This is a genomic window from Chitinophaga costaii (assembly GCF_900094705.1).
GTDB lineage: Bacteria > Bacteroidota > Bacteroidia > Chitinophagales > Chitinophagaceae > Chitinophaga > Chitinophaga costaii.
Genome location: NZ_FMAR01000007.1, coordinates 77,644 through 103,178, shown reverse-complemented (window position 1 = coordinate 103,178; position 25,535 = coordinate 77,644). Strand labels below are relative to the sequence as shown.

At 49.4% G+C, this 25,535-nt stretch carries 20 protein-coding genes and 1 tRNA gene; 6 read left to right on the top strand and 15 right to left on the bottom strand.

The window, feature by feature from the left end:
- Nucleotides 1-57: 57 nt before the first annotated feature.
- From GA0116948_RS11565 to GA0116948_RS11530, 8 genes are all read right to left on the bottom strand, one after another.
- Nucleotides 58-2,268, bottom strand: a complete 2,211-nt coding sequence (locus GA0116948_RS11565; protein WP_089712301.1) for a sodium-translocating pyrophosphatase — start codon at nucleotides 2,266-2,268, stop codon at nucleotides 58-60.
- Between the two features lie 177 nt (nucleotides 2,269-2,445).
- The gene (locus GA0116948_RS11560) at nucleotides 2,446-4,008 is read right to left on the bottom strand and encodes an NAD(P)H-hydrate dehydratase (RefSeq protein ID WP_089712299.1); all 1,563 of its coding nucleotides are present in this window, start codon (nucleotides 4,006-4,008) and stop codon (nucleotides 2,446-2,448) included.
- A 75-nt stretch (nucleotides 4,009-4,083) separates the two neighbouring features.
- Nucleotides 4,084-4,623, bottom strand: a complete 540-nt coding sequence (locus GA0116948_RS11555; protein ID WP_123891779.1) for a hypothetical protein — start codon at nucleotides 4,621-4,623, stop codon at nucleotides 4,084-4,086.
- Between the two features lie 48 nt (nucleotides 4,624-4,671).
- Nucleotides 4,672-5,136 carry a hypothetical protein gene (locus GA0116948_RS11550; RefSeq protein ID WP_089712295.1) on the bottom strand — a complete coding sequence of 155 codons (465 nt, stop codon included), beginning with the start codon at nucleotides 5,134-5,136 and terminating at the stop codon, nucleotides 4,672-4,674.
- Nucleotides 5,137-5,284: 148 nt separating this feature from the next.
- Nucleotides 5,285-6,430 carry a Na+/H+ antiporter NhaA gene (nhaA, locus tag GA0116948_RS11545; RefSeq protein WP_089712293.1) on the bottom strand — a complete coding sequence of 382 codons (1,146 nt, stop codon included), beginning with the start codon at nucleotides 6,428-6,430 and terminating at the stop codon, nucleotides 5,285-5,287.
- A 45-nt stretch (nucleotides 6,431-6,475) separates the two neighbouring features.
- Complete coding sequence (locus GA0116948_RS11540) at nucleotides 6,476-8,689, bottom strand: OstA-like protein (RefSeq protein ID WP_165798441.1); 2,214 nt, start codon at nucleotides 8,687-8,689, stop codon at nucleotides 6,476-6,478.
- Between the two features lie 8 nt (nucleotides 8,690-8,697).
- Nucleotides 8,698-9,690: an MlaD family protein gene (locus GA0116948_RS11535; protein ID WP_089712289.1), complete on the bottom strand. Its 993-nt coding sequence runs from the start codon at nucleotides 9,688-9,690 to the stop codon at nucleotides 8,698-8,700.
- Nucleotides 9,691-9,792: 102 nt separating this feature from the next.
- Nucleotides 9,793-11,319 carry an N-acetylmuramoyl-L-alanine amidase family protein gene (locus tag GA0116948_RS11530; protein ID WP_165798442.1) on the bottom strand — a complete coding sequence of 509 codons (1,527 nt, stop codon included), beginning with the start codon at nucleotides 11,317-11,319 and terminating at the stop codon, nucleotides 9,793-9,795.
- Nucleotides 11,320-11,600: 281 nt separating this feature from the next.
- Here GA0116948_RS11530 and GA0116948_RS11525 point away from each other — a divergent pair, with 281 nt between their 5' ends.
- The gene (locus GA0116948_RS11525; RefSeq protein WP_139111385.1) at nucleotides 11,601-14,345 is read left to right on the top strand and encodes a putative LPS assembly protein LptD; all 2,745 of its coding nucleotides are present in this window, start codon (nucleotides 11,601-11,603) and stop codon (nucleotides 14,343-14,345) included.
- Nucleotides 14,346-14,377: 32 nt separating this feature from the next.
- Here the strand turns inward: GA0116948_RS11525 and GA0116948_RS11520 are convergent, their stop codons facing one another.
- Nucleotides 14,378-15,139, bottom strand: coding sequence for a lysophospholipid acyltransferase family protein (locus GA0116948_RS11520; protein ID WP_165798443.1), 762 nt, complete (start codon nucleotides 15,137-15,139; stop codon nucleotides 14,378-14,380).
- Nucleotides 15,140-15,186: 47 nt separating this feature from the next.
- Entirely contained in the window at nucleotides 15,187-15,867 is a 681-nt protein-coding gene (gene ung / locus GA0116948_RS11515) for a uracil-DNA glycosylase (protein ID WP_089712279.1), read from the bottom strand.
- 321 nt (nucleotides 15,868-16,188) lie between these two features.
- Here ung and GA0116948_RS11510 point away from each other — a divergent pair.
- The 3 genes from GA0116948_RS11510 to darG all read left to right on the top strand — a co-directional run bounded on the left by GA0116948_RS11510 (nucleotide 16,189) and on the right by darG (nucleotide 18,136).
- Nucleotides 16,189-16,262, top strand: a tRNA-Arg gene (locus tag GA0116948_RS11510).
- Between the two features lie 306 nt (nucleotides 16,263-16,568).
- Entirely contained in the window at nucleotides 16,569-17,075 is a 507-nt protein-coding gene (darT, locus tag GA0116948_RS11505; RefSeq protein ID WP_205686124.1) for a type II toxin-antitoxin system toxin DNA ADP-ribosyl transferase DarT, read from the top strand.
- Entirely contained in the window at nucleotides 17,075-18,136 is a 1,062-nt protein-coding gene (gene darG, locus GA0116948_RS11500; protein WP_089712277.1) for a type II toxin-antitoxin system antitoxin DNA ADP-ribosyl glycohydrolase DarG, read from the top strand. Before darT ends, darG begins: the two co-directional genes overlap by 1 nt.
- 24 nt (nucleotides 18,137-18,160) lie before the next feature.
- Here the strand turns inward: darG and GA0116948_RS11495 are convergent, their stop codons facing one another.
- Nucleotides 18,161-18,517 carry a hypothetical protein gene (locus GA0116948_RS11495; protein WP_089712275.1) on the bottom strand — a complete coding sequence of 119 codons (357 nt, stop codon included), beginning with the start codon at nucleotides 18,515-18,517 and terminating at the stop codon, nucleotides 18,161-18,163.
- A 64-nt stretch (nucleotides 18,518-18,581) separates the two neighbouring features.
- Nucleotides 18,582-19,874, bottom strand: a complete 1,293-nt coding sequence (locus GA0116948_RS11490; RefSeq protein WP_089712272.1) for a S41 family peptidase — start codon at nucleotides 19,872-19,874, stop codon at nucleotides 18,582-18,584.
- 154 nt (nucleotides 19,875-20,028) lie between these two features.
- Here GA0116948_RS11490 and dcp point away from each other — a divergent pair, with 154 nt between their 5' ends.
- The gene (dcp, locus tag GA0116948_RS11485) at nucleotides 20,029-22,167 is read left to right on the top strand and encodes a peptidyl-dipeptidase Dcp (RefSeq protein WP_089712270.1); all 2,139 of its coding nucleotides are present in this window, start codon (nucleotides 20,029-20,031) and stop codon (nucleotides 22,165-22,167) included.
- 81 nt (nucleotides 22,168-22,248) lie between these two features.
- Here dcp and GA0116948_RS11480 read toward each other — a convergent pair whose 3' ends face one another.
- A complete protein-coding gene (locus GA0116948_RS11480; RefSeq protein ID WP_089712268.1) occupies nucleotides 22,249-22,626 on the bottom strand; it encodes a hypothetical protein in 378 nt (125 codons plus the stop codon).
- An 81-nt stretch (nucleotides 22,627-22,707) separates the two neighbouring features.
- Between GA0116948_RS11480 and GA0116948_RS11475 the strand changes: the two genes are divergently transcribed.
- Nucleotides 22,708-23,073, top strand: a complete 366-nt coding sequence (locus GA0116948_RS11475; protein ID WP_089712265.1) for a DoxX family protein — start codon at nucleotides 22,708-22,710, stop codon at nucleotides 23,071-23,073.
- A 138-nt stretch (nucleotides 23,074-23,211) separates the two neighbouring features.
- Here GA0116948_RS11475 and GA0116948_RS11470 read toward each other — a convergent pair whose 3' ends face one another.
- Nucleotides 23,212-23,907 carry a Crp/Fnr family transcriptional regulator gene (locus GA0116948_RS11470; RefSeq protein WP_089712264.1) on the bottom strand — a complete coding sequence of 232 codons (696 nt, stop codon included), beginning with the start codon at nucleotides 23,905-23,907 and terminating at the stop codon, nucleotides 23,212-23,214.
- Between the two features lie 112 nt (nucleotides 23,908-24,019).
- Complete coding sequence (locus GA0116948_RS11465; RefSeq protein ID WP_240619198.1) at nucleotides 24,020-25,291, bottom strand: serine hydrolase domain-containing protein; 1,272 nt, start codon at nucleotides 25,289-25,291, stop codon at nucleotides 24,020-24,022.
- Nucleotides 25,292-25,535 lie beyond the last annotated feature (244 nt).

Here is a 25,535-nt window from a genome sequence, read left to right as displayed (position 1 = left end):
TTAGGTAAAATACCCCATGTATCCCGGATTTTCCGTTAGCCGATGCCGGCCTTTTGCTTAGTGGTGTTGCAAAACCACTGTATATGGAGCCGGGGTAAGGATAGCCATTGCCACTTCCGTTTTTATGGGTGGCTTTTGCGCGGTAGCTGTATCATCATGGGGGAACATGGTAGACAGCGTAGGAGCAATGACCAGCGACACGATAGACATCAGTTTAATCAATATGTTCATGGAAGGTCCGGAGGTATCCTTGAATGGGTCGCCCACTGTATCGCCGGTTACAGATGCTTTATGGGGTTCGGATTTTTTATAGAACATTTCTCCATTGATCAACACCCCTTTTTCAAACGATTTTTTTGCGTTATCCCATGCACCGCCGGCGTTGTTCTGGAAAAGGCCCATCAGCACCCCGCTTACGGTGGCACCGGCCAGGAAACCGCCTAGCACTTCTGGCCCAAAGAGGAAGCCAATGAGTAAAGGAGAGATGAGTGCAATGGCACCGGGCAGCAGCATTTCGCGGATGGAAGCATTGGTAGAAATGGCTACGCATTTATCGTATTCGGGTTTGCCGGTGCCTTCCAGTATGCCGGGTATTTCGCGGAACTGCCGCCTTACTTCTTCCACCATAGCCATGGCGGCACGGCCCACGGCGGCGATGGCCAGCGAGGAGAAAATGAAGGGTATCATTCCACCTACAAACAGGCCGGCCAGCACCTTGGCTTTGTAAATGTCGATGCCGTGAATGCCGGATACGCCTACAAATGCGGCAAAAAGCGCCAGCGAGGTTAGAGCGGCAGATGCAATGGCGAAACCTTTGCCGGTGGCGGCTGTGGTGTTTCCTACGGCATCAAGGATGTCTGTTTTTTCGCGTACTTCTTTGGGAAGTTCGCTCATTTCTGCAATACCACCGGCGTTATCGGCGATAGGGCCAAATGCATCGATGGCCAGCTGCATGGCGGTGGTGGCCATCATGCCGGCGGCGGCAATGGCTACGCCGTAAAGTCCTGCAAATTGATGGGCGCCATAAATGCCCGCCGCGAGTACCAGGATGGGCAGGGCGGTAGATTCCATACCTACGGAAAGGCCCCCTATAATATTGGTGGCATGCCCGGTGGCAGACTGGCGGATGATGGAACGCACCGGTCGTTTGCCCATGGCGGTATAATATTCTGTGATAAGGCTAATGAGGGTACCTACTACCAGGCCTACGATGATGGCACCAAAAACGCCGTTGCGGGTGAAGGTATTGCCGCGCAGGGTGAGCTGGCCGTCGGGCAATATAAATATGACCAGGAAGTAACTGGCGATGGCGGTAAGCACGATAGCGCCCCAGTTGCCCATGTTCAGGGCCTTTTGGACTACACTGGTAGTAAGCCCTGCGTTATCGCTGATGCGCACAAAGAAGGTGGCAATGATTGATAAGATGATACCGGTGCCGGCAATGAGCATGGGCAATAAAATGGGGGAGAGGCCGCCGAATCGGTCGGTGGCGGCGGTTTCTGAGCCCAGTACCATAGTGGCCAGTACGGTGGCAACGTAGGAGCCGAAAAGGTCGGCTCCCATACCAGCTACATCGCCTACGTTATCGCCTACGTTGTCTGCAATGGTAGCGGGGTTACGCGGATCGTCTTCTGGTATGCCGGCTTCCACCTTGCCTACCAGGTCGGCACCTACATCGGCGGCTTTGGTATAAATGCCACCACCTACGCGGGCAAACAGCGCAATGCTTTCTGCGCCCAGCGAAAAGCCAGTGAGTACTTCAATGGTTTTAATCATTTCTGGGGCATTGGCGCTGGCGCCGAAGTAAGCCTTAAGTACGATAAACAGGCCGCCTAGTCCTATTACGGCGAGGCCTGCCACGCCCATGCCCATGACGGAGCCGCCGGTAAAAGATACCTGCAAGGCTTTTGCCAGGCTGGTACGGGCGGCGTGTGCGGTGCGCACATTGGCTTTGGTGGCGATCTTCATCCCGATAAAACCTGCGGTGGCAGAGAAGATGGCGCCTACGATAAAGGCCAGTGCAATGGTCCAGTCGGAATTTGCGTGGGAAGCGCCCATGAAGCCAAGCAGCATGGCGGCGATGATGACAAAGTAAATCAGTATTTTATATTCTGCTTTGAGGAAGGCCATGGCGCCGTCGGCAATGTATTTGGCGATTTCGATCATGCGCTCATTTCCTGCGTCCTGGCGAGACACCCACGCACTACGGAGTGCTGTAAATAACAAGGCGATGATTCCAAAAAATGGGACTAAATAAACGATGTTCATACTGGTTCTAGGTTTTTATAATACGTGGAAATATTTGACTAGATAGCGCTTCGTTTATCCTGGCAATGTATCGTTTGGTCGTAAATTTTCCGCAGTGGCGGAGGCTAAAGTTTCTTTGGAGTTTTCACAGGCTTTACCAGTTAAACATGCAACAATATAACAATTTAACGATTACCATTAAAGATTTTTGGAAGGGTGTTGCAGGGTTGCATAGCCAGCTATTTCCTGGTAGGCCTTACCAATGTATTGTACCATATCGGAGGCTAGCAGGGCTTCCTGGCTACTTGCTGCTGCGCCCAGGTCGCCGGCCAGTCCGTGCAGCCATGCACCCAGTACCATGGCGTCTTTGGGAGCATAACCCTGGGCCAATATGCCGGCCAGTATGCCGGTGAGTACATCGCCGCTGCCGCCGGTGGCCATGCCAGCATTGCCAGTAGCATTAAAATATACGGCACCATCCGGCCCTGCGATCGCAGTATAGCGGCCTTTGAGCAGGATGTAAAGCTGGCGTTCGCGGGCGGCTGCGGCTAGTTTTTCCAGCCGTTCCACATCATTGGCCGAAGGGCCGAACAGCCGTTCAAACTCTTTAGGGTGGGGGGTAAGCAGGGAGTGGGGTGGCACCAGGTCCAGCAGTTGCTTTTCGGCGGCCAGGATGTTGAGCGCATCGGCATCGATGACCATGGGGGAGCGGTAGCGTTGCAATAATTTTTTGAATGCCCGGGCGGTATCGCCACTGGTACCCAGGCCAGGGCCAATGGCGATGGTTTTGTATTTGCCGGCACCATCTGCGGTAACGGCTTCATGAAATTGAACGCTTTGCTGGGGGTTGTCATCTACCAGGCACATAGCTGCCGGCGCGGCCAGTTGAATAATGTTATACCCAGCTTCCGGCACGTATACCGTGAGCAGCCCTACTCCGGCGTGCAAACAGGCCTGGGCGCTCAGCACCGCAGCGCCCAATTTACCATAACTGCCTGCAATAAGTAATACATGTCCATAAGTTCCTTTGTGGGAAAAAGGCTGGCGGGGTTTATAAATGCTTTGAATAAGCGCGGTGTCTGCCAGTTCATAGCGTGTAGGCGTTTGGGTTATATAATCTTTGTGCAGTCCAATGGGAAGTATATGAACCTCGCCGGTGCGACTAGCATTTTCCGGCAGCAGGAAGGCGAGTTTATATACTTCGAAACTCAGGGTATGATGGGCTTGCACACTCAGCAGGTCTTTCGTGCTTTCATCGGCCAGCATGCCGGAAGGCAGGTCTATGGATACGATGGTATACCGGTCTTTCAGGGCATTAAGTTGCTGTACGGTTTCGGCCAGGAATCCCAGCAGGGGGCGGCTCATGCCAGTGCCAAAAATGGCATCTACAAGGATGGCATGTTCCGGGAGTGCGGGAAACTTGTCGCCTGGCTGTAAGGTGATTATGGCGGCAGTTTCCTGGCTGTGCAGGGCGGCCTGGTTGGCGCGGTTATCGGTAGAAAACTGATCGGTATATTGCAGCAGGTAGGCGGTGGCTTCATAGCCCAATTGGCGCAGCAAGCGGGTAATGGCCAGGCCATCGCCACCGTTATTGCCCGCACCGCAAAAAATATGAAAGGAGTAGCCCTGGCTGTACCGGGTTTCTAGCCATTGTGTACACTGGATGGCAGCCTTTTCCATCAGTTGCAGGCTGGTGATGGGCAGGTGTTCGATGGTGTAGGCATCGGCCTCGCGCACCTGTGCGGCGGAGAAGATTTTCATACCTGGAAGTTAGTGCATATAAACAGCAAAACCCCAGCCAAAGCCAGGGTTTTGCACGATAAAGCCTTGCCAGCATTATTTAAAAGTATAACGGGCTGCTACGCCGCCCATTTGTTCGGCCATATACTTAGTAGGGCCGCTGAAATTTACATAAGGTTTCAGGTCTGCACTCAGGTTGATGGGCAGTTTTTTGAAAGTGTAGGACACTCCGATAATGCCATCTATACCACCAGTTACATAAGACCCATCTCCTTTTTTATAGAAGCGGTCCCGGTTAAAGTCCCACCGGTCGTACACGCCGAAATGCAGGCCACCGCCGAAAAACAGGCTCCATTCCGGCAGGTCTTGAAATACTTTCAGGTTGTACTCATACAAGCCGGTAAAGGTTACGTTGCCATTGCGGTTGATGTCTGTAGTGATCATGCCTTCAATGGCGTGTGGTCCTTCTACAAAATGTTTTACGGTAAAGCCAATCAGGTATGGATTTCCTCTTACGCCCAGAGCGGTGTTGTAGTCAGTGCCCACTGTTTTGTAGCTGCTATGGCCACGTTGCTGTGCCATGGCGCTGAAGGTGATGAAGCTGCAAAGACTGAGGATAAACACTCGTTTTTTCATATGGTTTTGCTGATTTAGTAATAAGCGTTGTTGTGTGGTAATAAAGGTTTAATTGTTGTATCCAAAAGTGTAACGTACAGATATGGCAAACTGTGCCAGTTCGGCGGAGTGTTGAAAGTGAACGGCTGGTTTCCAGTCCAGGCTTAGGTTTAACGGCATTGCTTCGAAATTATAATCGGCTCCGGCTATGGCATCCAGTCCGCCGATAAATTGCGCTTTGGAATGTATCTCGCGTCCACCTGCATGTGCGCCGCCGCCGAGGTACCATCCAAAGCCATTGACGGTGAGTGCGGAAAGGTCGAAGTGATATTCGTACAAAGCAGTAAGCGATACGGTACGATTGTAAATACCCAGTATACCCTCGCCGCCGGAATGCTCCGTGAACCAGTAACGGCCGGTAACGCCCAAGGGCAGACCTAGTCTGCCGCCTACCTGCACCTGGCCCGTAGACTGCGCCGTTGCACACCGGGCAGCACCCATTACGATAAGTACACAAAAGAGTTGTTTTTTCATGAACGGAGCCAATTTGCAAGAACAATGCCAAGCCCCCATCACAGGGCATTGCAAGGTGGTGAATAAATGGTTGAACATACAGTACGCCGTCGCTAAAACGTTCTAATGGAGCTGCTTAGTATGGTTGATGACATAGCACTGAATAGCTTTATTTTTTCAGGAAAGTAAAATATAAAATTCCGGTTATTCCTGCCAGTAAAGATGCAGCCATTACGCCTATTTTGGCAATATCCTGCCCGTGGGTATCTGCAAAGGCCAGCGTGGACAGGAAGATAGACATAGTGAAACCAATGCCCGCCATAATTCCCATACCCAGCAGGTGTTTCCAGCCCAAATCTGCCGGTAGGGCCAATAACTTTGCTTGCACGCCCAGCCAGGAGCAACAGAAAATGCCCAAAGGTTTACCGATTACCAGGCCTGCTATTACCGCAGCACTCAGCGGATGCATGATGGCAGGTAATATAGGATGGGGGAACAAGATAGCCGTATTGGCCAGGGCAAATAAGGGCATGATCATAAAATTCACGGGTACGTGCAGCTTATGCTCCAATGCGGAGATGGTGGGCAGCGGCACAAAAAATGCCAGCAGCACACCGGCCACGGTGGCATGTATGCCGGAGTTGAACATGCAATACCACAAAATCAGGCCGGGCAGCACGTACCATCTGAAGCGCTGTACGTGGTAGCTGTTCATCAGGAATAGCACCAGCAGGCAGCCACCAGCACTCCACACATACATCCAATGCAGGCTATCTGTATAAAAGATGGCAATTGTTAAAATGGCACCCAGGTCGTCTATGATGGCCAGGGCGGTGAGCAGGATTTTTACGGACGGGGGTACGCGCTTGCCGACCAGTGATAAAATGCCTAAAGAAAAGGCAATGTCTGTGGCTATGGGAATGGCCCAGCCATGCCGTAGGGCTCCGCCGGCATTTACGGCGAGGAATAATAAGGCAGGGCATATCATGCCCCCCAGTGCAGCCAGTGCCGGGAGCAACGCCCGCTGTGCGGTAGCTAATGCGCCGGCCCTCAATTCCCGTTTGATCTCTAAACCGGCCAGCAGGAAAAACAGGGCCATCAGGCCGTCATTGATCCAGTGTAAAGCAGTAGGGGGCAGGTGTAAAAAGGAAGGTGCCGGCGAGGCCAGGTGCCAGGCTTGCAGCCAGGGTGCCTGTAGCGGGCCATTGGCCAACAGCAGGGATATTGCCGTGCAGCATATGAGCAGAATGCCCATGGAACGGCTATCGTGCAGCAAGGTGTTAAACCAGGATCGGGCAGTAGGTAGTACAGACATTTTTATCAATTATTATAAACCGGGTACTGGTACTCCCCGCTGGTTTTAGTTACCGAGCAATTCGTATTTAGATTTGGGCTGGCGTGCCGGTTCCCAATGGAAGTTGGGCAGCAGCATTTTGTCGCGGGGACGTTGGGTGAAGGGGTACATCACACCTTCAGGATCTTTCACCAGGTTTACTTTATAGAGCTGGTTGTCGATAAAATAAATGTTGATGATGGCTGCCAGAGCCTTGTTAACACTCAGGTAGGCGCTATCGGAGTCCTGGATATAGTAGATGCTTTCGGCGTTACCGTCTACATGCATCCAGTCCAGTTTATTATTCAGGAAATAACCGGTGATCATATTGCCTTTTATCTGGTTGTACAGGGTGGGGCTGGTTTCATTTACGATCAGGCCATTGGTGTTGAGCAGGATCTTATCTGCATGCTGGTTTTTGGTGAAGAGATAAATTGTATCTCCGCTCATTTGTGTATTAATATTGGCCCAGAGAAGGGGCTGTCTGTACATGCGGAAGGTAGAGTCGATGGTGGAGTAGTAAGCACTGTCTGACACCCCTTGCAAGGAATCGGAATATATTTTTACGTGGTGGTAGGCCAGTACGTAGCGCTGCTCGGTGGTGTCTTCTGCCGTGTACGCAGTGTCTGGTGGCGGGGTGACCATGGCTATTTGTATGGCGCTGTCTTTTACAGTTGAATCTTTTTTAGGCGAAGGCAGGGCCTTGTTCAGCAGGGTATCGTTGCCATTGCGTACCAGCAGGGAATCCTTTTGTTTTCCGAGGCTGATCTCCAGGCTATCGGTGGGTACGGCGGCGTTGGCCAGGCGCTGGAAGGCGTTTTTATGGGTGGTATCGCCGGGCAATGGCACGGTAACGGGGAACTGCTTCACCCTTGTTTTCGCACTGTCTATGATGGCGGTAACGTTAGTGGGCAATTGCTTTTTGAGGGTGTCTACTCCTTTTCGCAGGCGGGCCATGCTGTCGGTACTGATGTGGGCTACACTGTCTGCTGCGGGTGGCAGGGGGGGCAGTTTTGGAATGGCTTCCTCGTCTTCATCTTCCTTGCTCAGCAGGCTATCGGTGGCCACCAGGTGTTTGGGCGCGTCTAGCCGGGCTTTACGGGTAATTCGGTTTTGTTTGCGGATAGAATCTGCCTTGATCTCTTCACGGGCCAGGCTATCACGGCGGCGATTCAGTGCCCTTATTTCCTGCCGGGTAATTACGCCGGAAAACAGCGTGTCGGAGGCCATGAGCAAGGTATCGCCATCTTTCTCCAGTATCATCACGGGCTTCTGGGTGGCCAATACCGTTTTCCGGAACTGGTTTACTTCTGCATGATTAGAGAGCAGCGATATTTTATTAATGGTATCGTGATACACCACGTTTCCATCGGCGAAGGCCATGCCATTCAGCTTATCCATGCGGATATCGTTGGCCTGTATGGTGCCGGTACTATCTTCAATAATAGGGCGATTGCCGAAGGTGCCGGCGCCGGTGTTGGTATCGTAAAAACCGGAGGTGGTGTACATGATGGTTTTGCCATCGTTGATGGTGGTGGGTGCCATAAAGGTAGCCACCTTGGTATCTGTATTATACAGTAAAGTATCGGTGCTGATGGTGTACTGCGGATCTACCAGCAAAACGTCTTGTTTAAAATAAGTATCCTTCGTATCGGCATAATAGTAGCCCAGGCGGGAGGTCAGTACGCTTTGGCCATTGACCAGTTTTCCGCCTTTCTCATACGTGCCGATGCGGGCATTCATATCGTAATGCAGTTCCGGCCCGGTGATGGTTACTTTGCCGTCGGTGAGGCGGGCATTATCGTGCAGGGTGGCTTGCCGGGTGAAGCCCTCGTAGTGCAGGTAGTCGCCATAAATATTAACGCTATCGGCCTGGTTAATGTGTACATGACCGTAGGCATCCACGATATTGGTTTTGCGATCCAGGAAAGCGCTGTCGCAAGAAAGTACAGCATTGCCCTGCTGGAAAGCCACGTCGGTAATGAATTTGGTAAGTTGTATGGTATCGTGGGTCGTGCTATAGAGTGCGCCGGCTTTCAGCAGGCGGATGATGGTGCCGGAGGTCGTATCTTTTTTGGGAGTGGGCAGGGTAGGCTGTACCACGGGTTGGATCTTCACGGGCGCGGGCGGCTTCACGGCAGATTTGGCGGCGGGCGCGGGTGTTTTCTTTACCTGGGCAAAGACAACAGGCATGGCCAGGATGGCAGCGAGCAGCAGCAGGCCGTATCGGAATAATTTCATTTGAAGGATCATTTGGCCGAGTCGGAAGGAATGGGCCTCATTTTTTCTTTTTTACCGAATAAAGAGAAATGCACGTAGCGTTTCGGATTATACCGCAGGTCCTCCAGCAGTTTATTAAGATTGCTAGTGGTGGCCTGGAGATTGTTGTACACCTGTTTATCATTGAGCAGCAGGCCTACGGTGCCGTTGCTGCTGTTGATATTGGCGATGATGGCTTTCAGGTTGTTCATGCTGGTTTGCAGGTCCTGCAAGGTTTTATCGAGCTGGCCATTGGCCAGTGCATCCGTTGTTTTCTGGGCATTGGCAAGGATGGCAGTAATCTTATCATTGTTATTGCGCAGGTTACCGCTGATGGCGGCAAAGTTATCAAAAGTAGCTTTGATGTTGCCATGCTGCGGGTCCAGCATCTGGTCTATGGAGCCGGAAGCGTTAGACAGGTTGTGCATGGTGTGGTTCAGGTGTCCCACGGCTTCTTTCAGGTTTGTTTGGGTGGAAACATCGAAGATGGTGTTTACCGTTTGCAACACAGAATCTACTTCAGTGAGCGTACCTTTCACTTTGCTCACGAGCGGGTCTAGCTGGGCTTTCAGCGCGTCGGTGATGGAGCCGTCCAGGGCGGAGTTGATGGTATCTTTATCCTGGAGGTATTGCTGCGCATCGCCGAAAACGAGGGTTACAGATTTGGTGCCCAGCAGGTCACTGCTGATGCGGGCTATGGTATTCTTCGGAATATTTAATTGCTTGGTAATGCGGATGGCCACCAGTATCTGGCCGGCGTTCTTATCCATGAGTTCCAGACTGCTTACGTTGCCTATAGTAAGGCCGTTTACCTGCACCGCATTAGAGGGCTGCAAGCCGTTTACCTGGTTATACTTGGCGTAAATGGTGAAGGAGCGGGAAAAAATGTTCTTGCCTTTTAGCAGGTTAAAGCCCACCACCAGCATGACGATGGCTACAGTTGCTATAATGCCAACCTTTGTTTCATTAGAAATCTTGAGCATTGCAATACGAATACGTTCGTTGCAAAAATATGCAAAAAGAGGGTGCGGGGCGTGGTAGGGTGGTAATTCTTTGTGGGAAGGGCTAAAAAGGGAAAGGGGGGACTAGAGCCGGGCTTCGAGGCGGCTACCGTTGCGGTCTAGGATGAAGGCGTCTTTGAAACCGAGTTTTTTGGCGTTGTGGAGTGCAGCGTTTGCCTGGGCGAAGGTCTTGTAGTTTACGCAATAATATTTGTATATTTTTTTTCGGCCGGCAGCGATAGTTTCTTTTACGATAGTGGCTTTCAGTTTGGCGAATACTTTGGCGTGGGGGGGATAGGACGTTGGGCAGGACATAACCTGCACTTTATAACTGCCGGTGGCAGCCAGGGCGTTTTTAATGTTTTCGTGTTCCCGTTGCCGTAACTTATCCCTGGAAGATGGCGTAGGTGGCCCTTTTTTGCCTGGCCGGGCGGAGGCCATTCGTTCTTTGCCTTGCTTGCCACGGGGAACGGCCGCTATATCATTGCGGCTATGGGCCTTGCTGGCAGCCAGGTCGCTTTTTGCAGGCTTCCTGCTGGCGTTGTTGCTGGCTTTCCGGGAATGGAGGTTAGCCTCCATTTTATTGCGGAGGGAGGAAGGCCGGCTGGCAGGCGTACGTTTGGCAGTAGCGGCCGCCAGCAGGGTCTTGTCTTTTACGGGGGCATGTTTTTTATTGCGGGTGGTAGGCGTGGGCAGGTCGTTAGACGTGGGTGCACCAAAACGTTCCAGTTCTTCCTTATACCGCTGTATAGCATTATATATGGAGGTGGCAGTAGCCATCTGCCCTTCCTGGGAATTGAGGAAGTCTTCTTCTTCGGGATTGCTAATAAAACCCACTTCCACCAGTACGCTGGGCATGGCCGTGCCGGATAATACCCAAATGCCTTTTTCATTCCGCTGGCGGGCGCCCCGGCTCAGGCGGCCGGTTTTGGTAAATTCATCCTCAATAATGCTGGACAGGCGCAGGCTTTGATCGAAGTAGGCATTGCGCAGCGTATTGAGCATAATATAGGTAGCCGGATCCGTGGGGTCCATATTAGCGCGGGAAGAATCGTCGTCCAGCACAATTACGGAGCTACTGTGTTGTTTCAGCGATTCCAGTTTGGCATTGTTCTTACTCGTGGCCCATACATAGGTTTCGGTGCCTTTGGCCTCACTGGGATAGTAGGCGTATATGGGTACCTTGGTAGCAATCTTACGTTTGCCTTTTTTACGGGTCACGGTTTTATAACCGACGGTTTTGCGGACTTTAACGGTGGAATTGCAGTGGATAGAGACAAACAGGTCGCCATGTGCATCATTGGCAATTTCTGCTTTGCGGTGTACATCGTCGTAGCGGTCGGTGGTGCGGGTGTACACCACTTTTACATCTGGCATGTTATCTTCTATCATTTTGCCCAGCTTCAGTGCTACGGCCAGTGTGATCTGTTTTTCGGTAGAATAGCTTCCCCTGGCTCCCGCGTCTTCGCCTCCATGGCCCGCATCAATTACAATGGTGTGAATGGGCTTGTCGTGCCGGTAGGGCTTTTTACGGCCCGTAGTGGCAAAAATAAAGAGGGAGCTAACCAGGACGGTGCCCAGGGTAAAGATCCAAAATCGTTTACGGCGCATGCTTCTCATCTCGTTTTTTAATGGGTACCTTTTGTCATTAGGTAAAAATAAATGACTTATTTTTCAGTTAGTATGGTAAATATCGCTTATGCAGGATAACGTCCGTATTTCCAGTGCAGGTTACCTGCATTTTAACAGGGCGTTGTTATTAATTTGTTTAAAAACATGTAGGTTTGTGCCCGCTCTAACACATGCACGCTCGATACAAAAATAACTATAAAAAGTTTTTCCGGTCGCTCTACCTGCTAATTGCAGGTATAATTCTCGTATTTCCTTTTATAATGGATACGATGGGTCACCCGGTGTTCCATCGTTCCCCCCCGGTTAGCGGTTATTTTGCCGCTGACACTACAAAGCCTGTACGTAAGCCGGTAAAAGCCAAACCCATTAAAGATACACTGCACGGCAAAGATACGCTTCCTCCTTTACCGAAGGATACCGCCCACCCCGCACCCAATGATACTGCCGGCATAGACTCCATACCTGCCGGCTTCATAACGGAAGACAGTCTTAAAAATAAGGACACCATTCATGTAAAGCTTTCCAAGGATAGCCTGGATGCGCCCGTGGCCTACAAGGCGCGCGACTCCATTGTACTGATTGTACCGGATAAAAAGTTTTTCCTATATGGCAATGCCAATACTAAATATAAGGACGTAGACCTCACCGCCGAAAAAATGGATTATGCCCAGGGTACTGGCATCATGCACGCCATGCCCTCCAAGGACACTGCGGGCAAGCTTGTAGGCCGCCCGGTGATGGTGAATGCCGGACAAACCTTTAATTCCGATACGCTACTGTATAACATTAGCTCCCAAAAGGCGCTGATCTTTAACACCCGGTCGCAGTATGGCGAAGGTTTCATTCAAAGTTATGAAACCAAGAAAGCGCCGGACAATACCATCTTTGGTTTCAAAAATGGCTATACTACCTGTAACCTGGATACGCCGCACTTTGCTTTCCGCGCCCGCAAGATTAAGGTGATCCCTAACAAACTGGTGATCTCCGGTCCGGCAAACCTGGAGATTATGGGCATTCCCACGCCCATCTACATTCCGTTTGCCATTTTCCCGTTGTCGCAGGGACAGCGTTCCGGCCTGTTGCCGCCGCAGTACACGACCACCCAGCAAAAAGGGTTGGGCCTGGAGAATGGTGGTTACTACATTGGCCTGGGCGACAACTTTGACCTCACGCTGCGCGCCAGTATTTTCTCGTACGGGAGTTGGGCCATTACCGCCAGCCCCACGTACCGGAAGCGTTACCACTATAGCGGTGGACTGAACCTGAGCTTTTCTAACACCCGCTACGGCGATCCGCAGGTAAAGCAAGACTTCACCTCCACGCACGACTTTCACGTAACCTGGAACCACACGATGGACAGCAAGGCCCACCCCGGCACCAACTTTGGTGCGAGCGTAAACTTTGCCTCCTCTACGTATAACCTTTATAACGTAACAGACTATAATACGCGTGTAAATAATAATATCGGGTCTTCCATCAACTTTTCCAAAAGCTGGCAGGGCAAGCCTTTTAACCTGTCGCTGGGCCTGAACCATTCGCAAAACCTGCAAACCCACGATGTAACCATTTCTTTCCCCAATGCCGCTTTTACGGTAAACACCATTTATCCTTTCCAGCCGAAAGAAGTGGTTGGTACGCCTAAATGGTATTATAAAATAGGGGTGGGCTATTCAGGCAACCTGCAAAACAGTGTGGCCTTCAAGGACTCCTTGTTTGGTAAGCAGCCCATGTGGGACGCCTTGCAAACTGGTTTCCAGCACCAGGTACCCATTAGCCTGTCGGTGCCGGTGATGAAAGGGTTTACCCTGTCGCCCGGTATCAGCTACTCGGAGCGCTGGTATACCAAGGAAATAGTCCGTACCTGGAACCCGAACGAATACAACCATGGCCGTGGCTACCGGGGTAAGGTGGATACGCTGTATAAAGATGGCTTTTTCTCCTCCCGCGATATCAGCACCAGCCTTTCGCTCACCACGGCCATGTATGGCATGTACGTGTTTAACAAAAATTCCAAGATACGCGCCATCCGCCACGTAATACGGCCCACGATCGGTATTTCCTACCGGCCAGACCTGAATGGGAAATACTTCTATAACCTGCGCTACGATACGGCGTCAGCAGCGGTGCAGCGGGTGTCTTATTTTGATGGGTCTAACATTGGTGCCCCCTCATCGGGTACTTCGGGTAGCATTAACTTCGGGATAGATAATAACCTGGAGATGAAAGTGTTCTCCAAAAAAGATACGTCGGCCAATCATGAGAAAAAGATTAAGTTGCTGGATGGTTTCGGGATCAATGGGTCTTATAACTTGCTGGCAGATTCCTTTAAGCTGTCTACCTTCAGCCTCTATGCACGTACCAACTTATTTGATAAACTAAACATCACCGCCTCCGGAACACTGGACCCCTACACCTACGACCGCAGGGGTACCCGTGTAGACCGTTACGTATGGCAGGATGGTAAGATTAGCCTGGGGCACCTCACCAATGCTTCTATTGCCATGAGTACTTCCCTGCAATCGCAGTCAAAAAATGCCAAGGCCAAAGACAAGGAGTTGCAGGACCTGGCCGAGCAGCAAAATACAGATGCGGCTATGCTGGCGCAGCAACGGCAGGCACAGATGATACGCACCAACCCGGGGGAGTATGTAGATTTTGATATTCCCTGGAAGGTAGATTTGTCTTATAGTTTATCTTATTCTAAGGCGATCAACATCGATTCCGGGCGTTCTGTAACCACCTTTAACCAGGGCTTTACGGTAAACGGGGATTTCAGTCTTACCCCGAAATGGAAGCTGGGTGCGCAGAGTACCTTTGATTTTGTGAAAATGCAGATCGGTTATTCCAACCTTTACATTTCCCGCGACCTGCACTGCTGGCAAATGTCGATCAACGTTATTCCTTATGGCTTTTACCGTTCCTTTAGTGTGACGATTAACCCGAAAGCGGGCATCCTGCGCGATCTGCGGGTAAACAGGACGCGACAGTTTTATGGAGATCAGTGACGATGCGAAAAATTATAGGTTGCGAAACGCCATCAACGGGAAGTTGGTGGCGTTTTTTCATGGGCTACATAATGTGCCAGCATGATATTAAACACCCTTTCTTTCAGGGCCGGAATATCGTCCCGTGTCATGCCTTTGGTATCGATGGGAGGGAGGAAATGATATTCCACTGCGTGTGGCCAGGCGTAGAAGCCGCCGGCAGGCAGGATGTTGCGGGTATGGAAAAGTACCGAGGGCAGGAGGGGTAGTTGGGTATCGATGGCCAGGGAAAAAGCCCCATCGTAAAAAGGTTTTATGGGTTTGTCAGTGCGGTTGCGCGTGCCTTCGGGATATAGCAGGATGTGAATGCCCTGATGCAGTGCCTCCTTCATACGGATATAACTTTGCTTGCGGCTGTCTTCATCCTTCCGGTTTACCAGGATGGCGCCGAGGCGGTAAATGGGGCCAAAGACAGGAATATTGCCCATAGACTTTTTAGCCAGCGTTTTATTGCTCCCGGGGATGGAGGAGGTAGCCACCAAAATATCCATGAAAGAATTGTGATTGCAGGTAAGCACATAGGTTTGTCCCGCTTTGAAATTTTCCAGCCCTTTGCGGCGCATAGGGCAGCCTATCAGCGGCATAAACACCGCCATCCACCCGCGACCAATGGTCACGAAAATACGGTTGCGATAAGGTTCTTTGAACAACCAGGTGGCATAAAGAGGAATAAATAAAATGATGACTGTTGCGGAAAACAGGAGCAGGATATACGTGGCATAAAGGCCGCCGAGGAATTTTTTCAGCCTATTCATTCTATTATGTACAGGTGTAAAACAAATATAAGGCATTCACGGAAATGCTACAATTTCCAGTCTACCGGGGCGCGATTGTGCTGCACCAGGTATTCATTGGCCCTGGAGAAATGACGGCAGTTAAAGAATCCCTTGTCGGCACTAAAGGGCGAGGGATGGGCCGCTTTCAGCACCAGGTGTTTGGTGGCATCGATGAGAATTTGTTTTTCCTGTGCAAACTTGCCCCAGAGCATAAACACCACATTTTCCTTTTCATCAGAAATTTTGCGGATCACGGCATCGGTAAAGTTTTCCCAACCTATTTTACTGTGGGAGGCGGGTTCATTGGCGCGCACGGTGAGCATGGCATTGAGCAGCAGCACGCCATGGGTGGCCCAGGGCGTTAGGTTGCCCGTTTGTGGAATGGGCATGCCCAGGTCTTTATGCAGCTCTTTGTAAATATTCACTAAAGAGGGGGGCGGTTTTACGCCGTCTTGCACGGAAAAGCATAACCCGTGAGCCTGTCCGGGGCCATGGTAGGGGTCTTGGCCCAGTATTACCACGCGCACGTCTTCAAAAGATGTTTTATCGAATGCGTTAAAGATCAGGGAACCGGGTGGATAAATGGTTTTGCCTGTAAGGCGTTCCGCTTTGAGAAATAGCACGATCTCATCGAAATAGGCCTTCTGAAATTCTTCCCGGAGTGGCTTTTTCCAGCTTTCCGCTATTTTAATGTCTTTAACATCCATATAATCCTGCTTGGGGCGCTAATATAATGAGAAAAAACGTTTTCGTAGTTTCCCCTGCCCAAGCATAGTTTAAACGATCTGTAAAAATCTTCATCATCCCTGCTTGCTTACCTGGGGGGATATGAACGAAGTAATGCTGCATCTCGCGTTACGAAAAAGGCAGCGCGGAACGAAGGGCTTACCATGCGCGCAGGTAGTAGCACAGGCGTTTGCACGGAACTTCCTCCCGCGCAAAGTAGACCCTGGTCGTGAAAATATAGTTTTTAGATATGGTAAAATGCGTTAATTTTGCCGCTCTCCGCCGTTTTTGGGAGGGTAAGGGTTCCGGTAGCTCAGCTGGATAGAGCAACTGCCTTCTAAGCAGTAGGTCATTGGTTCGAATCCAATCCGGAACACACATGAATTTCAAAAAAGACAAATTAAGGGTATCTTTAGTTTGTCTTTTTTTGTGTTCGGACTTTATCATTTGGTATGTCGGTGATTTGATCTTTTCTATTTGGGGTATTGAGATTATAACGGAGACATTTTAATCAATAAAAGGTATCATTTATCATTCAATAATTAATGCCAGGAAAGGTTCCAGATATTGTAAAAATTTGTCGCATCGTTCACAACGATAACCTTGAGTATTTGTTGACGCATGGTATGTTTACCCGAAATCATCAAAGTGCTGATGCAAATTACATTAATATAGGTGTGATGTGGAACTCATTGCGAACCGGCATAATTATCCTGTTAAAATTAACCCTCCTAATGGAACTTTAGGCGAATATGTACCTTTTTATTTCGGACACCTTTCGCCTATGCTTTTAAAGATAAAAAATGGCACACAGGGTATAACACAACGTTCCCAAAGGGATATTGTGTATGTTATTTGTAAGGTTGAAAGCATCGTTCAATTATGTGAAAATTGGTGTTTTACGGATGGGCACGCAAAGAACGCTATCACAGAATTTTATAATAACTTGTCAGACTTGGATAAAATTGATTGGGATATAGTGTTTGAAAAATATTGGGGTAATAAGGATGATGATTTTGATCGTATGCGAAGAAAGCAAGCGGAGTTTTTGATAAAAAATCATGTTTTGGTAGGTTGTATCGATGCGGTCGCAACGATCAATGAATCTTCAAAGGCGGTTATTGAAGGAATAATGCTTAAATTAAGGTTAACTATACCGGTTATGGTAAACCCAAATCTTTACTACTAATGGAGTATTTAAAAGGAAATTTGTTTGATGCCAATACGCAGGCACTCGTTAATACTGTAAATACAGTAGGTGTAATGGGTAAGGGTATAGCCTTGCAATTTAAAGAAAGGTTTCCGGTAAACTATAACCAATACATCACCGCTTACAAAAAAGGTATATTACAAATAGGAAAGCTTTTGGTGGTAAAAGAGCAGACCATTGAAGGCGAACGGATCATTGTTAATTTCCCTACTAAAACAGAATGGTATCTTAAATCAAAATACAGCTATATCGAGGATGGTCTTAAAGAGTTGGTCAAGGTAATTGAAGCGGAAGGAATTGAAAGCATAGCCTTGCCACCTTTAGGGTGTGGCAATGGAGGTTTAAAGTGGGAGAAAGTGAAAGTGATGATTGAAAAGTATTTAGGACATTTCACAAGTGTCCGCATTCAGGTTTACGAACCAAACGAAGCGGTTAATGAAATTTTAAAACAACAGGAAATATCCAGAAAAATAAAGCTAACCCAGCCAAGGGCTATGCTTTTGTATGCCATGTTTTATTATGAATCGCTAGGGGAAAGTAGTAGTTTATTCGTGGCAAATAAACTTGCCTATTTTTTACAACGGTTGGGCGAAAAAAGCTTATATAAACTGCAGTTTGAGGGGTATCTTTATGGCCCATATAGCCCTGGTGTAGTGCATGTGCTTCATCATTTAAATGGCGTATACATAAAGGGGTTAGAGCAAATGAATGCAAAAGCTTTTGAGCCCCTGGCATTGCAGTACGATAAACTACAAGAGGTAAGTGATTATGTGAAAAAAGAGCTATCTGCAGAACAAAGGGAGCGGCTTAGCAATTTAATTAAACTGATAGATGGTTTTCAGTCTGCATTATCATTAGAAATATTAGCAACAGTAGATTTTATCAAAAGGGAAAATCCTGGCATTACCTATGATGATATAGTTAAGACCATTCAGCAATGGTCGGAACGCAAGCATAAGCTCTTTAAGGAAAAATATATAAAGGTCGCTGCCTTACACTTAGAGCATTATAGTAACCGGCTTGAAATTATAGGAAACTAAATGCACAAAGAATGGTTGCTTCACCTAACCAGCCTGCGCCCAACAAACCCTCTCCATGCGATAAATAAGCAATGATGTAACACTTGCAGGTATCTTGCAGGCATTGCCCCTCACAACAATCCGTGGTGGTTTTAAAGATATGCGGTTATTTCCCCCAATGTTACCAACCACGTTGCTTACCAGCGCTGCTACCGGTTGCGCCACCTGCAGGAACAGGCTTTCCAGCGCGGCCAAGATGGCTTCCGGCGCATTACCTTCTTTCAGTTGTTTCATGGCTATTCCCACCATCCTTTTATACAGGCCTTTGCCGCGTTGTGCCAGGGGAATTTGTTGGAACACCCCGGATATGGGCGGAAAGCAATTGGAAACGCCATCCTCCATCACCGGCGCGCGATATTAGCCGTGCATCATGGGCCTTAATAGGCCGCAGGCTTCGGCCATGCCATTAGTCCTTTCGTTTTACCACCGTCGTAAAACCATCGTCATACTCGTAAATAATTTCCTGGGCTTGTTTTGAAAAAGTGAGTTTTACATAATCATAATCTGCCAGTTTAAAAGTGGTGGCCGACAGGGGGAGTAGTTGTTGCTGCTGCCCATTTCTGAGGATGTAAAGTTGTCCATTGGCATAAGTCACCTCCCGTTCATCGAAATGGCCGGTATAAGCCTTAAGCGTAGCGGAATCCAGTTGCGGCGGGTATATGCGGGCCACGGTAAGGTCTTTGGCCCATTGTAATTTGCGGATACGCGCGGCGTCTTTTGCTGTGCGGAGCTGCGTGTTGTAATAATGCAGCAGCGCGGCATCCAGCGCGGTACTAGCCGCCACATTTATATCCGGCGCCACACCGGTGCCTTCCCAGTTTTTAAGCGTTACCGGGTTAATGGCGCGGGCATAGGGAATGTTACCGATAAAGCCATGGCCAATGGTAACCGGTGCTACGGGATGTGCGCCGCCGCCAGTGGTATCGCCTACCAGGGTAACGCGGTGTTGCGTTTGCAGGTTGTAACTACATTCTTCTGCGGCAGAAAAAGTACGGTGACTGGTGAGTACATACACCGGGATGTTTTCAAAATAATGGGAACTGTCTACCGGCAAGGTATAAAAGCGCTCGGTAGTATTGTTGCGGCGCTGGTACAGGTCATTAATATGCGTGTTGGGGGGTAGCAGGAAACTACAAATGTATTGTACCATATCTGGCGAGCCGCCCCCGTTAAAACGCAGGTCCAACACCAGCGCATTGCAGTGGCGCAGGGTATTAAAAACCGCCTGCACCGTGCCTTTGGCGGCAGGGGTAGGTTCATGGAAGCCATCCAACAGGATATAACCTACATTGCCATGCAGCAACTCTATTTTCCGGAAACCATAATTCTGATCCCCGCCATCCGGTGTGTCGGAGGGTGGTGTGTGGCGGGTGGTATCTTCCAGGCTGGCAGCAAAAAGGGAATCAAAATAAATGTTAAGGTGCATATCGCGGTAAATATGCCGCAGGTCTGCTGTGAGGGCCTGCGAAAATTCATCGGGCGTAGTGAGCGTGTTATACGCCCCGCTTTGCAAGCGTTGGCTTACATAGTTGCCCATGTTGCGGGCGGTGTCCAAAAAAACGTAATGGTCTGTAAGGGCTTTTTGCAAGCGGGTCACCACTGCCGTTTTAGTGGCGGCGCTGAGGAGTGGAGATGGGGTCTGGGCGATGATGCGCTGGGCCGCCAGCAGGCATACGCAAAGTAGCAGGGATTTTTTCATGATATACTGTTTTACAGAATAGAAATCTACGAAATGTTTCGTATAAACTACGAATATTTTCGTAGGATTGGTTATATAGCGGGATGAATGTAGGGGAGCGGCGATATTTTCACTATTTTACAACTCTTTTTCACCTCTTCTTATTATTTTCCAGATGCGCGTTACAACAATCTGTTCACTCCAAGCCCTGGCCATCATGGTTCTGGGTATGTCCTGCAACAGCAGCTCCAAACCCTCCGCCAGTGCAGATTCCACGGATAATCCTTTTTCCCGGGAAAGTACCCTGGCCTTGCACGCACCCGACTTTACGAAGATCAACAACAGCGATTTTTTGCCCGCCCTGGAGGAAGGTATAAAACAGCAACAGGCAGAAATTGCCCTGATCGCTAATAATAAGGAAGCGCCTACTTTTGAGAACACGCTGGTGGCCATTGAGAAAAGCGGCGCGTTACTATCCCGTGTTAATGGCGTATTTACAGCGCTGGTGGGGGCCAATTCTAATGATACCCTGCAAAAAGTACAAGAGGAGGAAGCGCCTAAACTGGCCGCCAATCACGATGGTATATTTCTGAATGCGCTATTATTTAAACGGGTGCAAACGCTTTACGCGCAGAGAGATTCGTTGCAGCTAGATCCAGAATCGATATACCTGCTTACGTATTATTATACGCAATTTACGCTGGCCGGTGCTGCTTTGTCGGATAGTGCCCGGGAAGCGCTGAAAAAATATAACCAGGAGGAGGCCAGCCTCATGGCCAAATTTGGCAGCAAATTGCAGGGTGCCAACAAGGCCGGTGCGCTGGTGGTGGCTGATAGCACTTTGTTGAATGGGCTGAGTGCAGGGGAAAAGAAATCTGCCGCAGAAAATGCCAAAGCAGCCAAACAGGAGGGCAAATGGTTGATCTCCCTGCAAAACACTACCCAGCAACCATTTTTGCAGGTACTCACAAATCGCAACGCACGGCAAAAATTATTTGAAGCTTCTTTTAACCGCGCTGAAAAAGGGGATAGTAATGATACCCGTGCTATCATTGCCCGCATTGCGGAGATCCGCGCGGCACAGGCAGAGTTAATGGGATATAAAAATTACGCCGCCTGGAAACTGCGCGACCAGATGGCTCAAACGCCCGAAGCGGTGGTGACTTTCCTGGACAGGCTGATACCCGCCGCCAAAGCCAAAGCTAAGGAGGAAGCGGCTAACATCCAGTCGGTGATAGACCAGCAGCAGGGTGGTTTTACATTGCAGCCCTGGGATTGGAAGTTTTATGCGGAGCAGGTGCGTAAAGCCCGGTACGACCTGGATGAAAACGAAACCAAACCTTATTTTGAACTGAATAAAGTACTGAAGGATGGTGTGTTTTATGCGGCCAACCAATTATATGGTATCACCTTTAAGGAGCGGAAAGACCTGCCGGTATATCACCCTGATGTGCGCGTGTTTGACGTGATAGACAAGGATGGTCAACAACTGGCTTTATTTTACTGCGATTACTTTAAACGGGATAATAAAGACGGGGGGGCATGGATGAATGAATTTGTGCCTTCCTCCAAACTGCTGGGACATAAACCGGTGGTATACAACGTATGCAATTTCCCCAAACCTGCTGCCGGCGAGCCTGCGCTCATAAGTTATGAAAGTGTGACCACCATGTTCCATGAATTTGGACACGCCCTGCATGGCTTCTTTGCCGATCAGCAATACCCATCGCTGGCCAGCCCTAATACGGCCCGTGATTTTGTGGAGTTTCCCTCCCAGTTCAACGAGCACTGGGCCATGGATCCGAAGGTGTTTGCTCACTATGCGGTACACTACAAAACCGGCGCGCCCATGCCACCGGCGTTGGTAGAGAAAATCCGGAAAGCAGCCACCTTTAACCAGGGGTATGCGCTTACGGAAGCCCTGGCAGCAGACATGATAGATATGCAGTGGCATACCCTGCCTGCCAGCGCCGGCAAGCAAAATGCCGATTCACTGGAAGCCCTGGCCCTGGAAAAAAATAAGATACACCTGGCGCAAGTGCCGCCCCGCTATCGTTCCAGCTACTTCCTCCACATCTGGCAAAACGGTTATGCAGCTGGTTACTACGCCTATGCCTGGACGGAAATGCTGGACGATGACGCATTCTCCTGGTTCCAGGAAAATGGTGGCCTTACCCGTGCAAACGGGCAGCGCTTTCGCGATATGATTCTTTCCCGTGGCAATACACAACCTTATGGCGATATGTTTAAGGCATTCTGTGGCCACCCGCCAAACATTGCTCCCATGCTGAAAAGCAGGGGCCTTACTAATTAGGCGCTGCCTCACATTTATGATCAATAAAAATGGGCTACCACCATGATGGTTAGCCCATTTTTTTTAGTTGTTTTGTATAAGTTATTCCGGCACCAGCTCCCCATCGCCAGTACGGGCAAGGTCTACGGTATCTATTACGGTTTTATTGTCGCCATTAACGGTTTTGAAAATTACATGCACATGATTATGCTCCTCCGTTTTTTTTAACACCCGGGTGTCATATATCACGTAACCTTTATCCCGCTCGCGCTGGGTAATGGCGTCGTTAATAGAGCGTTGATCTGAAGAAGTGCATGCCGGAGAAAAGGCGGCAAGGCTGGCAGCAAGGCCTGGAAAGATAACTCGTTTCAGGTACATGGCGTTTTGTTGGGTGTAGCGGATGCTAAAGTTACAATGCCAGGCCCAGCCGGCAAAAAAAGTTTGTCCTTCATCAGCTGTCCCTGGAATGTTTAGTATCATAAAGGTTATCGCTATCCTTTGGTATAACGGCTAACAAGGGGCAATGAATGTTGCTAGTTTTGTTATAATTAAAAACACCATATGAAAGCTATAAACATTACCTATTGGATCAGCACCATACTGATATCCCTGATGATGGCATTTTCCGCCTATTCCTATTTTACGAACCCCATGGTAGCCACGGGTTTTGCACACTTGGGATATCCTGACTATTTCCGCGTGGAGCTGGGCCTGGCTAAGATACTGGGAGTGTTGCTATTGCTTATTCCGCAGGTAGGGCCGCGCGTAAAGGAGTGGGCCTACGCAGGGTTTACGATCACCTTTATCTCGGCCCTCATTGCCCACACCGTGTCTGGCGATCCGGTAAGCGCCAAGGTGAATGTAATGGTGGCGCTGGTTTTATTGCTTACTTCGTATTTCACTTATCATAAATGGAAAAAAGCATAAGCAATTGGTATTATGACGAAGCGCCCGCAAACGTTGTCTTCCTGATGCTTTTTTTAGCAGGATATGCACGTAAAGCATGCCTGCCCTATGGGTATAGGGCCGTGTTTTCCTGTGGAGTAGTATAAAACTTCTCTTTATTTAACCTTGAGTGGCCCGCGTGAAGCCGGCCAATTGCGCAGCGTCCAGGATCTGTATGTCGCGGCCCGTATGTCGTATAATGCCTTCGCCAGACAGTTCGGTGAGCAGGCGGAAAACGGTTTCGTAGGTAGTGCCGGCGTAGGCGGCCAGGTCTTGCCGGCTGAGAGACAGGCCAATATTTCCTGCCGGGGTGGTGCCAAATTTTTCCTGGAGCAATAGCAAGGCATTGGCCACCCGCCCTTTCACCGGCATATGTGCCAGGTTGCGCATTTGTTTTTCAGACAGTTGCAGCTCGCTGGCATAAAACATCATAAGTTCGTATAGTAATTGATGATTTACCCTTAGCGAGCTGTTAAAAAAGTCAAGGGATATAAAGCATACCGACACTGGCTCCAAGGCTGTAGCGGTAATAGGGTAATACTGTTCACTGCCAATGCCACGGTGTCCTACGATATCGCCGGCGGCAGCAAATCGCACGATCAGTTCTTTTTCCTCCCCCCATTTTTTATGCACTTTCACTGTGCCACTGTAAACGAAGTATATGCCGGTTACAGGATCTCCCTCCCTGAATAGGGCAGCCCCTTTTTTATACAGGAGGTGTTCCCGGTTGGCATTCACAGCGGGCAGCCATTCCGGCAGGCAGCGCTTACATAAAAAACAAGTCGCCAGATCGCAACCCTGCTTCAATTTCTTCATTTCCGACGGTGTAAACTTACTTTACAGTATATTGTAATTTATTGAACGGTGGGTAAATTAGTGATTTATCTAAGAATATTTATTGAAAAACTTAATTATTTAAACAGATGTCCTATTGAATTGCTTGGTAAATGAGTTCTTCTAACTTATATGAATAATCGTAATGTGTGTTGGGCGATTGCTGTGTCATGATCAGCACTATCAGATGTGCCTTAGGGTCTGCCCAATAAGTGGTGCCGAAATAGCCGCCCCAAGCAAAGCTGCCAGCATTGCGTGGATTACGTGCTGCAGAGGTGTCGCTGGTGATATCGAATCCCAGGCCAAAATTGTCGGCCCCATTGAAGGTAAATGCCAGTTGTCCGCTGGTCATGATCTCTACGGTGCGGGGAGAGAGGATTTTAGCGCCGTTGTAGGTGCCATGGTTAAGCAACATTTGCAGGAAAATGGCATAATCCCAGGCAGTGCCGGTTAGTCCGGCGCCGCCGGAGAAATAATGTTTTTTAGCCAGCGGGTAGTTAGGATCTACGCCGGCTATTTCGGTCATAGGGATAACGTGTTGCAGGGAGTCTTCCGTATACACGGCGGCCAGGCGGCCGGCCTTTGCGGCAGGTACGTTAAAGTAAGTATCTTTCATGCCCAGGGGTTGAAAAATGGTTTCGCGCAAGTAGGTTTCCAGGTCTTTGCCACTGATCACTTCCACCAGGGCGCCCAGTACGTCTATGCTCAGGCCATAAGTCCACCGCTCTCCGGGTTGGTGTGCCAGGGGCAATTTGGCCAGCACTTGCATGCGTTCCAGCAAATTTTGATCTACTACACCAAGGCCGCTGGATAGGTTGTTTTTGGCGTAAATGGCCTTCATATTCGGGCTGCCGATCACGGGATAATCAATACCGGAAGTATGGGTAAGCAGGTCGCGGAAAGTTATCTCCCGTTTGGCCGGCAGGGTAGTGTAGGTGGTATCTGCTGCATGATACTGGTTCAGCACCGTGGGATGTTGGAAGGCGGGGATGAAATGCCATATGGGTTCGTCCAGCGTAAATTTTCCTTGCTCGTAGAGGGTAAGGATGGCGGTACTAACAAGGGCTTTAGACTGGGATGCCAGTCGGAATAAAGCATCTTTGGGCATGGGTATTTTGCCTTGGGTATCCAGGCTGCCGTAGCCTTTGTATTGCACCACCTGGTTATCTTTTACAACCAGCGTAACCAGGCCTTTCAGCCAGTTGTTGCGCAGGTAGGTATGGATCAGGGTGTCTATCCGGGTAAGTCGCTGATAGTCTATAGCCGGATTGGGGGCGCCGCTGGTGCGAATTTGTTGTGCAGGGGTGGAAGTGGTAAGCAGTAGGAGTAAGGCAACCACCAGGGGGGCCATTTTTAGTGATTGCATAACGTGGGTTTAGTTTTATACAAAATACGCAATTGCCATTAAGGGGACAAATGGAAAAATTTTAAAGCCATCATCAACATGATACAAAATTAGAATGCGTGGTGGCAATGGTAGATTTTGTTGTTAATATATTATACAACCACCTGTAAAAATGTTGTTTTTTGATGTAAATTTCGCGTATATGCATATGGCCTGGAAGTGGGGCGCACACTGGATTTGGGCTTAAACGCGCCAAGCTCTTGCA